Raw genomic sequence first — 12,558 nt, 5'->3', positions numbered from 1 at the left:
TGCGCGTGACGACTCACACGGCCTCGCGGTTTCACGAACTCACGACCCTCTCGACACGACATGACGCACTCCGCCCTTCGTCCGATCCTGATCGTCCTGCACCGCGAACAGTCGAGCCCCGGCCGGATCGGCCGGCTGCTTGCCGCCCGCGGCCATCCGCTCGACATTCGACGCCCGCCGCTCGGCGATCCGCTGCCGGCGACGCTTGCCGACCATGCGGGCGCCGTGGTGTTCGGCGGCCCGATGAGCGCCAACGACGGCGATCGCTGGATTCAGGATGAAATCGACTGGATCGGCGTGCCGCTGCGCGAGGCGGCGCCCTTTCTCGGTGTCTGCCTGGGGGCGCAGATGATGATCCGCCACCTGGGCGGCCGCGTGAGCGCGCATCGCGACGGGCGCGCGGAAATCGGCTATTGGCCGATCGCCGCGACGCCCGCCGGCCGGCGCCTCGGGTCGTGGCCGTCGCACGTCTACCAGTGGCATCGCGAGGGCTTCGAACGCGTCGCCGGGCTCGAGATCCTCGCGACCGGCGAGCACTTCGAGAACCAGGCCGTGCGCTACGGGCCGCGCGCATACGGCGTGCAGTTTCATCCGGAAGTGAGCTATCCGATGATGCGGCGCTGGAGCACGGCCGCCGCGCACAAGCTGTCGGCGCCCGGTGCGCAGGACCTCGCGACGCAGGCACGCGAAGGCCGGCGGCACGACCGCGCGACGGCCGCGTGGCTCAGCGCGTTTCTCGACCGCTGGCTCGACGACGCGCCCGCATCAGGTCGGCACGGTCACGTCGGAGATGCTGATCAGCCCCCACTCGACCGCTCGCAGCACGGCTTCGTGCCGACGTGACACGTTGAACTTGCGGCGGATGTTCATGAAGTGGAAATTGATGCACGACTCGGTCACGTTCAGGATGTGGCCGATTTCCCACGACGTCTTGCCGGCCGCGTGCCAGCGCAGGCATTCGACTTCCCGCCGGCTCAGCCGCGGCACGCTGTCGGGCGGTGCATGGCAGCGCGTGCCGGCGATCGCTTCGCACGCGACGTCGCGCAGCAGCGTCAGCGCCGCGAGATGGCGGTCGCAGTGCTCGCGCGTGGCGGCGAGCTCGTCGGTGCTCGCACACAACAGCATGCCGACCTCCCCCTTCGCGCCGCGCACCGGCAGCACGACGCCGCTGCGCATGCCGTACGCGGCCGCCGCTTCGTAACACGGGCGCTGCTCTGGCAGCGCGAACAATGCGTCGTCCCAGACGAGCGGCAGTGCCGAACGGAAGCAATGCCGCAGCATCGGGTCGACGCGGTCGAACTGGCGCTGCCGGTACAGCGCCGTCCAGCCGGGCACGCCGCTGCTCCATTTGCGCGCGAGATCGAACGACGCGCCGGTAAACGGCAACACGATCAGCACGACCTTGTCGAACCCCATTCCGGCGGCCGCGTCGGTCATTCTCTGCCATGACGCGTCCGTGTCGCCGGGTACCAACCATTTCAGACAATCCAGTCCATTCATACAAGCCACCCCGTTCGTTTAGTTGGAATCTGCAGCCAGGCGGACTTGCGCAACCGGTTCGAGACGTTGCGCGCGAACGGGCCGCGCTAGACCGCCTCGGCCAGACGTCGCCGGCCTGCCTGCCTCGCGTCGTCGAGCGACGCCGTCACGTCGAACGGAATGCCGAACGCCTTTTCGATGCCGGATGCGTTCGCGATGGCCGCTTCACGCTCGGCCGGGTCCGGTTCGATCGTGATGAGCGCACGGCAGACCGCGGCGAGCGCGGCGCGGTTCTGCTTGAGCCACATGCCGCGTTCCTTGCGGTCGTCGTGCGCTTCATCCGGGCGGGCCGGCGGAAAGATCATGACAAACGGCTCGCCGTGCCGCATCAGCGCGTGCATGTCGTCGAGCCAGCGCTGTGCGTAGCCGGCGGATGCGATCGCGTCGTTGCGCACGACGACGAACGGAAATTCCGCGACGTCGAACACGGCGAGCGTCGCCAGGTCGGGGGGCATGGCACCAGCGTGGTGGGTGGGCATCGGGTCAACCTCCATCGAATTGAACAGCATGGGTCGGAACGGGCCGCGCAGCGCCCGCTTCATCGTTTCGCGGCGGCGCCGGGGCCGAACGGCGGACGGGCGAGCCAGACCACCGCGATCACGGCGAGATACACGCAGCCGAGCGCGAACGAAACGTCGTTGAACGAGATCTGGTACGCCTGCGCATCGACCAGGTTGCCCAGCAGCGTCGCCGCGCGCTGCGGATCGCCGCCGCCGAGCCGCGCGACTTCGGCGCGTACGGCGGGGTCGAACGCGCTCACGTGCTCGCTGAGCTGCGCGTGGTGCAGGATCGCGCGCCGGTCCCACAGGAACGACGTGATCGACACCGCGAAGCTCGCGCCGAGCGTGCGCAGGAACGTCGACAGGCCGGAGCCGGCGGCGATCTCGTCCGGCTTCAGGTCGGACAGCAGGATGCTGTTGATCGGCATGATGAACAGTGCGAGGCCGAGGCCCTGCAGCAGCTGGATCAGCGCGATGTGCGTGAAGTCGATGTCGGGCACGAAACCCGCGCGCAGGAACGACGACGTGCCGAGGATCGCGAACGCGCAGCACACGAGCACGCGCATGTTGAAGCGCGGCGCGTACTTGCCCATGAACGGCGTCATCAGCACCGGGATCACGCCCATCGGCGCGACGGCGAGCCCGGCCCAGAACGAGGTGTAGCCGAGCGTGCGCTGCAGCCACTGCGGCACGATCACGTTGACCGCGAAGAACGCCGAATACGCGAGCACGAGCGTCAGCGTGCCGGCCGCGAAGTTGCGATGCGCGAAGAGCCGCAGGTTCACGATCGGGTTCGGCTCGTTGAGCTCCCAGATCAGGAACAGCGCGATGCCGAACGCGGCGACCACCGACATCACGACGATGAACGTCGAGTTGAACCAGTCGGCTTCGTTGCCCTTGTCGAGCACGATCTGCAGCGCGCCGACGCCGACGATCAGCGCGGCGAGGCCCACATAGTCGACGCGCGCGGCAACGGTCGCCTCGACGCGAGCGCGCATCTGCGCGAACACGCACATCGCGGCGAACACGCCGATCGGCAGGTTGATCAGGAACGCCCAGCGCCACGAGTAATGCTCGGTGACCCAGCCGCCGAACACGGGCCCCGCGATCGGCGCGACGACCGTGACCATCGCGATCATCGACAGCGCGAAACCGCGCCGCTGCGGCGGGTAGATCGACAGCATCAGCGCCTGCGTGGTCGGGATCATCGGCCCGGCCACCAGGCCCTGCAGCGCGCGGAACGCAACGAGCTGCGGCAGGTTTTGCGCGAGGCCGCACAGGAGCGACGCGAACGTGAACGCGAGCGTCGCCCACACGAACAGCCGCACCTGCCCGACGCGCTTGACGAGAAACCCGGTCAGCGGCAGCGCGATCGCGTTGCTGACCGAGAACGTCGTGACGACCCACGCGCTCTGCGTCGTGCTCACGCCGAAGTTGCCGGCGATCGTCGGCAGCGACACGTTGGCGACGGTGCCGTCCAGCACCTGCATGAAGACCGCGAGCGCGAGGCCGAAGGTCGTGAGCCCGACGCTCGACGGTCGAAAACCGCTGTCGGCGGCCGCCATCGGGCCGCTCATCGCACCGTCTCCGCGCGCGCTGCCGACGGCAGGTTCGCATGGATGACGTCGGCGATCAGGCTGTCGGCGCGGGCCAGCTCGTCGCGGTACACGTCGGTGCGGAAGACCGGTGCGCGCTGCTCGCGACGCGACAGCATCGCGCCGCTGCGGTCGTGCTGGTCGACGCGTGCGTGCATCGACAGGCCGATGCGCAGCGGATGCGCGTCGAGCTGGGCCGGTTCCGTCAGCTCGATGCGCACCGGCAGCCGCTGCACGATCTTGATCCAGTTGCCGGTCGCGTTCTGCGCCGGCAGCAGCGAAAACGCGCTGCCGGTGCCGACGCCGAGGCTTTGCACGCGGCCGGTATAACGCACCGCGTCGCCGTACAGGTCGGCGGTCAGTTCGACCGGCTGCCCGATGCGCATGTGCTCGAGCTGCTTCTCGGTGAAGTTCGCATCGACCCACAGCTCGCGCAGCGGCACCACCGCCAGCAGCGGCACGCCGGGCGACACGCGCTGCCCGACCTGCACCGTGCGCTTCGCGACATAACCGGTGACGGGCGTGACGATGTCGGTGCGTGCATGCGCGAGGTACGCGGCGCGCAGCCGTTCGGCCGCGGCCTGCACGTCGGGGTGCGACGCGACCGCGGTGTCGTCGATCAACGCCTTGCTCGTCTGGTGCTGCTCGCTCAACGTGGCGAGCGCGCTTTGCGCGGCCGCGTACGCGCTTTGCGCGGAGGTCAGCGTGTCGCGTGCATGCGCGAGTTCCTCGCGTGAAATCGCGCCGGAGCGGCCGAGATCCTCGCGACGGCTGTAGTCGGCCTTCGCCTTGTCGAGCGCGGTGCGTCGCGAGTCGAGTTCGGCGCGTGCGCCGTCGATGCTGTTCGCCAGCCCGCGTTCGTTGCTGTACAGGCCGCGCACCTTGCGCACCGTTGCCGCGAGATCGGCCTGCGCGGTCGCGAGCGCGATCTGCGCGTCGCTCGGGTCGAGGCGTACGAGCGGCGTGCCGGCGCGGACGAGGTTGCCGTCGTCCGCGTCGATCGACACGACGGTGCCCGTCACCTGCGGCGTCAGCTCGACGACGTTGCCTTGCGCGTATGCGTTGTCGGTGGATTCGTACCAGCGTCCGACGATCACGTACCAGATGCCCCAGCCGAGGATGCCCAGCGCGAACACGGCGACGAGCGCGCGCACCAGATGCTTGCGCCGTGCCGGCGGTGCCGGCGGCGTCGCGGGTGCGGCACCGCCGGGTGCCGGTGGCGTGCGGGTGTCCGGCCCGCCCGGCGCGCGGGGTGCGCCGGTGTGGTCGGCCGCCGGCTGCTGGCGGGCGCTGGCGGAATCGGCGGCGGCCGGCCGCGCGGGAGTCTGCAGGGAGTTGTCGCTGCTCATGGTTCGATATCAAGGACGTTGGGAAGGAGTGGCGGCGAGCGCGACGTCGTCCGGCTCGGCGCGAAAGCCGCCGCCGAGCGCGGCGACGAGCTGCAGCGACTGGTCCGCGCGCTGCGCGCGCAGCGCGGCGACCTCGCGGCTCGCGACCAGCAGTTGCTGGCGCACGACGAGCGCGTCGAGGTAGCTGCCGACGCCGGCCCGGTAGCGCGCGTCCGCGAGCCGCCACGCATCGGTGGCGGAGTCGAACGCACGCTGCTGCGCATCGGTCTGCACGGCGAGCGAATCCAGCCGGTGCAGATCGTCGGCCACCTCGCCGATCGCACCGATCAGCGTCTTGTTGTAACCGGCGACCGCGAGGTCGTATTGCGCGTCACGCCTGCGCAGCACGCCGCGCCGCTCGCCGCCGTCGAAGATCGGCAGGCTCACGGCCGGGCTGGCGTTATAGGTGCGCGACGCGGCCTGGAACAGCGATGCGCCCCCGCGCGTCGCGAGCCCGATCAGCGCGGTGAGACTGACGTTGGGCAGGAAATCCGCACGGGCGGCCGCGACGTTGTGGCTGGCCGCCTCGACCCGCCAGCGCGCGGCGACGAGGTCGGCGCGCCGGCCGAGCAGCGCGGCCGGGAGGTCGGCCGGCACCGCGAGCGCGGCGGTCGGCAGCGGCGCGGGCCGCACGAGCGCGAGGCCGCGGTCGGGGCCGGCACCGAGCAGGATCGCGAGCGCGATGCGCGCACTGTCGATCGCCTGGGCCGTGCGTGCCTGCTCGCGCGTCGCGGCCGCGACTTCGCTTTCCGCCTGGCGCTGTTGCGCGACGTTGTCGATGCCTTTCGTGACGCGCTGGCGCGTGAGCGTGAGCGCTTCGTCGGCGCGCGCGTATTCGGCCCGCGCGACGTCCTGCTGATCGAACGCATACGCGAGATTCACGTAGGCACGCGCAACGTTGACCGACAGCAGCACGCGTGCGGCCTGCGCATCGATTTGCGCGGCGCGCGCTTCGCCGAGCGCGGCTTCCCACGCGGCACGGCGCCCGCCCCACAGATCGAGATCCCAGCTCAGGCCGAGATTGACCTCGCGCGTGTGGCTGAAGAAGCCGCCGCCCTCGCCCGACGAAAACTGGGTACCGGACAGCCGCTCGGCCTTTGCGCTCGCGCGGCCGTCGAGATGCGGCAGCCGCGCGGCCCGCGCTTCGATCACCAGCGCCTGCGCTTCGCGTGCGCGCGCATCGGCGGTCGCGAGATCGGGGTTGCCGGCGAGCGCCTCGTCGATCAGCGCGCTCAGTTGCGCATCGTTCAGCGCGCGCCACCAGTCGGCGGCCGGCCAGTCGGCGGCGGGCACATGCGCGAGGCTGCGCGATGCGGCGAGCGTATCGGCGCCGCGCAGCGTGCCTGCGGGTGCGAGCCCGTCGCGGCTCGCGCACGCACCGAGCACGACGAGCGCGGCGGCGGCGGCGATTCGCGACATGACGCGCAGTGCGCCGGCATCGCGTGTCCAGGGAGCAAGTGCTGCATGCATCGCATTCCTCTGCTTCGTATCGGTTTGAACACGACACGCATTGTTGGACGCCCCCGGGCAAAGCTGATAATGTCGTTTAGACAAAAAATAATGAATTCCGGCCATGCCCATCCGAGACACTTCTCCACCGCGCACCGTGCAGCGCGCCAATTCCGATCCGAGCGAACGCGAGGACGGCCCGTCACTGATCGCCGTCTGGGGGGAGGACGACGGCAGCAACACGTACCGGCTCGGCACCCGCGAGGTCGACTGGCACAGCCATCTGCGCGGGCAGGTGTTCTGCGTGGAAAGCGGTTTCGCGCACGTGCGCACGCCGCACGGTTCATGGCTGTTGCCGCCGCATCGCGCGGGCTGGATTCCGCCCGGCGAGCAGCACAAGGTCAGCATCAGCGGCGCGTTGAGCGGCTGGAGCGTCGTGATCGCACCGGCCGCAAGCCGGCGGATGCCGGGGCAGCCATGCGTGATCGCGATCACCGAGTTGATGCGCGCGCTCGTGCGGCGCGCGGTGTCGTGGGCGGACCAGGACAGGCTCGACGTCGAGCAGGCACGCATCAGCGTCGTGCTGCTCGACGAGATGCGCCGCGCGCCGCACGAGCCGCTGCACCTGCCGATGCCGCGCGACCGGCGGCTGCTGCGCATCGCCAACGCGATCCTCGGGCAGCCGCACGACAGCCGCACGCTCGAAGCGTGGGCCGAATGGGCCGGGCTGTCCGCCCGCACGCTGAGCCGGCTGTTCGTCGCCGAAACCGGCACGAGCTTCGCGCAATGGCGCCAGCAGGCGCGCCTCACGCATGCGCTCGAACGTCTCGCGAGCGGCGACAGCGTCGCCAACATTGCCGACGCGCTGGGCTATGCGACGCCGAGCAACTTCATCGCGATGTTCCGCCGCGCGTTCGGCGATTCGCCCGCCCATTACTTCGCGAAGCGCAGGCAGCCGTAGCGCGATACGGCCCTGCCCCTATCACCCCTGCCAGTACAGCACCCGCATCGACGTCGCTATAGTCGCCGTGCGACCGGCCGGTCGGTCGCTCAATGTGACTTGTGGAGGGTGTCGATGTCGAATGCCGTTGGGTCGGACCACACGCCGATCGTCTCCGAGCAGCAGCTCGCCGATCATCTGGCCGCCGGCTGCAAGCCGGCCGTGCAGTTCCGGATCGGGACCGAGCACGAGAAGTTCGTCGTCGCGCGTGCGACGCACGCAGCCGCGCCTTACGACGGGCCGTCGGGCATCGCCGCGGTGCTCGCGGGGCTGCAAGGCGACGGCGCGCCGATCGTCGATGCCGGGCGGATCGTCGGCGTGATCCAGCGCGACGGCGCCGCGATCTCGCTCGAGCCTGCCGGCCAGCTCGAACTGTCGGGGGCGCCGCTCGAAACGCTGCACGATACGCATGCCGAGCTGCATGCGCATCTCGCCGCGGTGCGCGGCGCGTGCGAACCGCTCGGCCTGCGCTGCGCGCCGCTGGGGTTTCACCCTCACCTTGCGCGCGCGGCACTGCCGTGGATGCCGAAGCAGCGTTACGGGATCATGCAGCGCTACATGCCGCGCGTCGGAACGCGCGGGCTCGACATGATGCAGCGCACCTGCACCGTGCAGGTCAACCTCGATTTCGCATCGGAAAGCGACATGGCGCGCAAGATGCGCGTGTCGCTGGCGTTGCAGCCCGTTGCGACCGCGCTGTTCGCGAACTCGCCGTTCGCCGAAGGCAGGCCGACCGGCCTGCTGTCGACGCGCGCGCACACGTGGCTCGACACCGACGAGGATCGCTGCGGGGCGCCGGCGCTGTTCCTGTCGCGCAGCTTCGGTTTCGAGCGCTACGTGAGCTGGCTGCTCGACAACGTGCCGATGTATTTCGTGCGGCGCGGCGACCGCTACGCGGACGCGACCGGATGGACGTTCCGCGATTTCATGCGACGCCGCATTCCGCATCTCGAGGGCGAGACGCCGACCCTCGGCGACTTCGCCGACCACCTGACGACGGTCTTCACCGAAGTGCGGCTCAAGCGCTACCTCGAGATGCGCGGCGCCGATGCGGGTTCGCCCGCCATGATGGTCGCGCTGTCGGCATTCTGGACCGGCCTGCTGTACGATCCGACCGCGCTGTCGGAGGCCGAGACGCTGGCCGCCGCGATCGACCGCGGCACGCTGCTGACCCTGCGGCGCGACGTACCGCGTTTCGGGCTCGGCGCGTCGGTCGACGGCCGGCCGTTGCGCGCGTTTGCCGCCGATGCACTCGCGATCGCGCATCGCGGCCTGCGCGCGCGGGCGCGCAGGGATGCAGCCGGCCGCGACGAATCCGTGTATCTCGCGCCGCTCGACGAGATCGTCGCCGGTGCGCCGACCCAGGCCGAGCACTGGCTTGCCCGCTATCGCGACGCGTGGGCCGGCGACGCGACGCGGATCTACGACGAAGCCGAAATCTGACCGCGTCGCGCGGGGCCGCTCATGCGCAGCACGCGAGGAGCGGCTCGTGCGCGAACTCGACGTCCGGCGCCGGCGCATGGCCGCGCCGGCGCGCACGAACCGCGTGCGCGAGCGTTTCGAGGAGCTGCGTGGTATCGGCGAACGAGAGGCACGCGTCGGTGATGCTCTGCCCGTAGCGCAGCGGCACGCCGGGCACGAGATCCTGGCGCCCTTCGATCAGGTTCGACTCGACCAGCACGCCGACGATGCGCGTATCGCCGGCCGCGACCTGCGCGGCGACGGCCGTGCCGACGCTCAACTGATTGCGGAACTGGCGGCGGCTGTTGCCGTGGCTGACGTCGATCATCACGCGCGGCGCGCAGCGCGCGGCCGCCATGCGTTCGCATGCGGCATTCACCGCGGCTGCATCGAAATTCGGCTCGCGCCCGCCGCGCAGCACGACGTGCGTATGCGGATTGCCGGGCGAGGCCGCCGCGCATAGCCGGCCGCCCGTGTCGACCGACAGGAAGCGATGCGCGCGCGCGGCCGCGCACATCGCATCGACGGCCACCTGGACATTGCCGTCGGTGCCGTTCTTGAAACCGATCGGGATCGGCAGCGACGACGCCAGCTCGCGATGCACCTGCGATTCCACGGTGCGGGCGCCGATCGCCCCCCATGCGACCAGGTCGGCCAGGTAGCGCGGCGACAGCGGATCGAGAAACTCGGTCGCCGCCGGCATCTCCGCGCCGTTGATGTCGCACAGCAGCGCGCGGGCCGTATGCAGCCCCGTGTCGATCCGTTCGCTGCCGTCCAGCAGCGGGTCGTTGATGAGCCCCTTCCAGCCGACCGTCGTGCGCGGCTTCTCGAAGTACACGCGCATCACGATTTCCAGCTCGTCCGCGAAGCGCGCGCGTTGCAGCGCGAGCCGTGCCGCATAGTCGCGCGCCGCGGCCGGGTCGTGCACCGAGCACGGGCCGGCGATGACCACGAGACGGTCGTCCGCGCCGTTCAACACGTCGACGATCGCGTGGCGAGCCAGATGAACCGTGCGCGACGCGCGCAACGCAGGCTGCAGCGCGCCGGCCAGATCCGCGGGGGACGGCAGGTGCAGCTCGGCGTCACGGTTCGTCGTCCAGGTATTCGCATGCATGGGGACTGCCCTCCTGTCGATAATTCGGGGGATTTTTTACTACAGCGCGACTGTATTGAATGGCGCTTTTGGTGCGCAACTAACATAGTTGCCAGTTTCTAATTCATAACCTTATGAATGACAGAAATAAGCAAGGCGACCGGAAATTGAGGCATTGGGTTTGCCTGATTTCGAGACGCGCTCCGGGCCGGGAATGCGATTTTTTATTCTGGATTCTGGAGCATTTTATGACGCACGGCTGCCGATTGTTCAGCCTTTCGAAGCGGGTTGCTATTCGTTCTGATAGTGGCGTCGCGATAGGCGTTCAATTAATTTTCAGATTCCTGACAGGCCAATCAGGTTCATATATATAAATCAACCCAGTTATTGCGGAGAATCACCATGTCGAAACGTCATTACGAAACGCCGATTCACGTCAAGTATCGCGATACCGATTCGATGGGGCATGTGAGCAGTCCCGTCTATTACGACTATCTGCAGCATTCCTACCTCTGCTACATGTTCGATCTCCTCGGCCTGCCGCGGAGCGAGAAGCTGCCGCACATCATGGTGAAGACGCAGTGCGAGTACCTCGCACCGGCGCAATTCGGCGACAACCTGACGATCCGGTCGAGCATCGTGCGTTTCGGCAGCAAGAGCTTCGATCTCGAACACCTGATGGAACGCGACGACCAGACCATCGTCGCGCGCGGCATGTCGACGCACGTGATGTTCGATTACGCGAACAACACGACGCAGGCCGTGCCCGACGAGTTCAAGGCGCGCGTGCTCGAATTCCAGGGTTCGCTGTGATGCGCGCGCGCCATTTCGGGAGCGACACGTGAGCGCCGCGGTGGCGCGCGCCCGGCGCCGGATCGGTGCGATCGTCGAGCGCCGCGACGACCGTGCGATCGTCATCGTCCGGCATGCGGCGCAGGCGTTGCTCGAGCCGGCCGCGCTCGAGCGGCATCGTTCGCTCGTCAGCCGTCACGAGGACGAACTCGAGGTGCTGCTGCAGCCGTGCGGTGGCGCGCACGACGGCGTGCGCCCGCTGCTCGGGCGGTTGCGGGATGCCGGCGTGACCGTCGCGCTCGACGCGGCGACGCTCGCTCACGACGCGTCGCTGCTCGAGTTCGCGAGCTGGGTCACGCAGTGCGCGACGCCCGGCGACACGGCGCAGCCGCGCGACGATGCAGCCGTGCCGGGCGGTGGGCTGTTCTGCGGCCTGGTCGTGCGACGGCGCGACTTGCGCAACGGGTGGCGGCGGCCGGAACGCGACGACGCGCCCGAACGCACGCCGCAAACGATCGCGGCGGATGCGGCCGAGCACATCGCGGCCGGCGATCCGGACGGGCAAGTGCTCGGCGCGCTGCTCGACGCCGACGACGCAGCCACCGACGCGGCGCTGGACACGTTGTCGGACGCGGTACGCGCGCGGCGGATCTGCGCGGCGACGCGGGCCGGCTGGCCGCTTGCGCGACGGTTATGAGCGCCGTCGCCACGGCGGTCGACGCGCGTGCCCTGCCCGACCGCGCGTTCCTGGTCGGCATGATGGGTGCGGGCAAATCGACGCTCGGCCGCGCGCTCGCGGCATCGCTCGGCTGGACGTTCGCCGACAGCGATGACGAGATCGCGCGGCGCACCGGCCGCTCGGTCGCCGAGCTGTTCGACAGGGTCGGCGAAGGCGGCTTTCGTCTGCTCGAAACGCAAATCGTCGACGAACTGACGCAGCGCCCGAACGTCGTCGTGGCGACCGGCGGGGGCGCGGTGCTGAATCCGCGCAGCCGCGCGCGCCTGAGCGAGCGCGGCTGCGTGATCTACCTGCATGCGGACCCCGATGCGCTGTGGCGCCGCACGCGCGATGACACGCGGCGGCCGCTGCTGCAGGTGGCCGACCCGCGGCAAACCCTCGCCGCGCTGTACCGGATGCGCGACCCGCTGTATCGCGAATGCGCACACGCGCTCGTCGATACGACGGCGCAGGACGTCGCGTGCGCGACGGCCGACGTGTTGACGGTGCTGCTGGCGCGGATCGATGCGCCGGATTGACGGTGCGTGCGGCGGACGTTCGCTTCCCTGCCCCCGAAGCGATGGCGGGACGCATGGGCGTGGCGCGAGCTTTGAGTATCCGACGCGTTTTCGAAACGGCGAGTTTGGATTTTCAATCGTGTTGTTGTGATAAGAAAAGTTATCTCGATGATGTGGGAGGGAACGGAAAAGCGCTAGGAAGGCGGCGCTGGAACGTGGGCTGTTTCATGCCGGATTTCCTGGCCGGCGCTTCGATCGGAACGCAATTTCCGCGGCACGGCCGGATGTGCGTCGGCATGCCGCCGATACGCGTCGTTTCGTCCGCTTTCCGGAGTACCTCGGGAATGAATGGCGGCCGCCTGCCTTCACGAATTGGCGCATCGTCTCCGGCGAGCTTCGCGGGTCCCGCTGCGCGTGCGGAGTTCGTCGACGACTGCGCCTCGCGCCAACGGGCGACAACTACCCTCCGCCGCATTTGTTCCCGAGACGCAAGACTGTTGCGCCA

The 12,558-nt window shown here is 69.3% G+C and carries 12 protein-coding genes; 6 read left to right on the top strand and 6 right to left on the bottom strand.

All coding sequences use genetic code 11. The features are described 5' to 3' along the window. Positions 1 to 60 precede the first annotated feature (60 nt). A complete protein-coding gene (locus APZ15_RS13315; protein WP_049098307.1) occupies positions 61 to 843 on the top strand; it encodes a glutamine amidotransferase in 783 nt (260 codons plus the stop codon). On the opposite strand, the gene APZ15_RS13310 is transcribed toward APZ15_RS13315, so the two are convergent. The 5 genes from APZ15_RS13310 to APZ15_RS13290 form a co-directional block, all read right to left on the bottom strand. After that, the gene (locus tag APZ15_RS13310) at positions 766 to 1,500 is read right to left on the bottom strand and encodes an autoinducer binding domain-containing protein (protein ID WP_080982137.1); all 735 of its coding nucleotides are present in this window, start codon (positions 1,498 to 1,500) and stop codon (positions 766 to 768) included. The two genes, APZ15_RS13315 and APZ15_RS13310, sit on opposite strands and share 78 nt — an antisense overlap. A gap of 86 nt (positions 1,501 to 1,586) precedes the next feature. After that, a complete protein-coding gene (locus tag APZ15_RS13305; protein ID WP_021160972.1) occupies positions 1,587 to 1,994 on the bottom strand; it encodes a hypothetical protein in 408 nt (135 codons plus the stop codon). Positions 1,995 to 2,077: 83 nt separating this feature from the next. Further along, complete coding sequence (locus tag APZ15_RS13300; protein ID WP_027787353.1) at positions 2,078 to 3,616, bottom strand: DHA2 family efflux MFS transporter permease subunit; 1,539 nt, start codon at positions 3,614 to 3,616, stop codon at positions 2,078 to 2,080. Continuing rightward, a complete protein-coding gene (locus APZ15_RS13295) occupies positions 3,613 to 4,983 on the bottom strand; it encodes an HlyD/EmrA/EmrK family protein (protein WP_027787354.1) in 1,371 nt (456 codons plus the stop codon). The genes APZ15_RS13300 and APZ15_RS13295 overlap by 4 nt, the downstream gene beginning before the upstream one ends. 9 nt (positions 4,984 to 4,992) lie before the next feature. Beyond that, positions 4,993 to 6,441 carry an efflux transporter outer membrane subunit gene (locus APZ15_RS13290; RefSeq protein WP_027787355.1) on the bottom strand — a complete coding sequence of 483 codons (1,449 nt, stop codon included), beginning with the start codon at positions 6,439 to 6,441 and terminating at the stop codon, positions 4,993 to 4,995. 154 nt (positions 6,442 to 6,595) lie between these two features. Between APZ15_RS13290 and APZ15_RS13285 the strand changes: the two genes are divergently transcribed. Together APZ15_RS13285 and APZ15_RS13280 are read left to right on the top strand one after the other, a co-directional pair. Continuing rightward, complete coding sequence (locus tag APZ15_RS13285) at positions 6,596 to 7,432, top strand: AraC family transcriptional regulator (protein ID WP_027787356.1); 837 nt, start codon at positions 6,596 to 6,598, stop codon at positions 7,430 to 7,432. 114 nt (positions 7,433 to 7,546) lie between these two features. Then, complete coding sequence (locus tag APZ15_RS13280) at positions 7,547 to 8,914, top strand: glutamate--cysteine ligase (protein WP_027787357.1); 1,368 nt, start codon at positions 7,547 to 7,549, stop codon at positions 8,912 to 8,914. A gap of 19 nt (positions 8,915 to 8,933) precedes the next feature. On the opposite strand, the gene APZ15_RS13275 is transcribed toward APZ15_RS13280, so the two are convergent. Beyond that, positions 8,934 to 10,046: a 3-deoxy-7-phosphoheptulonate synthase gene (locus APZ15_RS13275; protein ID WP_063623142.1), complete on the bottom strand. Its 1,113-nt coding sequence runs from the start codon at positions 10,044 to 10,046 to the stop codon at positions 8,934 to 8,936. Between the two features lie 381 nt (positions 10,047 to 10,427). Here APZ15_RS13275 and APZ15_RS13270 point away from each other — a divergent pair, with 381 nt between their 5' ends. The 3 genes from APZ15_RS13270 to APZ15_RS13260 are packed head-to-tail and all read left to right on the top strand — an operon-like array spanning position 10,428 to position 12,074. After that, a complete protein-coding gene (locus tag APZ15_RS13270) occupies positions 10,428 to 10,838 on the top strand; it encodes an acyl-CoA thioesterase (protein WP_021159585.1) in 411 nt (136 codons plus the stop codon). 28 nt (positions 10,839 to 10,866) lie between these two features. Then, complete coding sequence (locus APZ15_RS13265) at positions 10,867 to 11,514, top strand: hypothetical protein (RefSeq protein ID WP_027787358.1); 648 nt, start codon at positions 10,867 to 10,869, stop codon at positions 11,512 to 11,514. Continuing rightward, positions 11,511 to 12,074, top strand: coding sequence for a shikimate kinase (locus tag APZ15_RS13260; RefSeq protein WP_049097269.1), 564 nt, complete (start codon positions 11,511 to 11,513; stop codon positions 12,072 to 12,074). The genes APZ15_RS13265 and APZ15_RS13260 overlap by 4 nt, the downstream gene beginning before the upstream one ends. Positions 12,075 to 12,558 lie beyond the last annotated feature (484 nt).

Source organism: Burkholderia cepacia ATCC 25416 (assembly GCF_001411495.1).
Classification (GTDB): Bacteria; Pseudomonadota; Gammaproteobacteria; order Burkholderiales; family Burkholderiaceae; genus Burkholderia; species Burkholderia cepacia.
The sequence above is the reverse complement of the archived record's forward strand: the minus strand, read 5'-3'. Positions and strand labels throughout refer to the sequence as shown.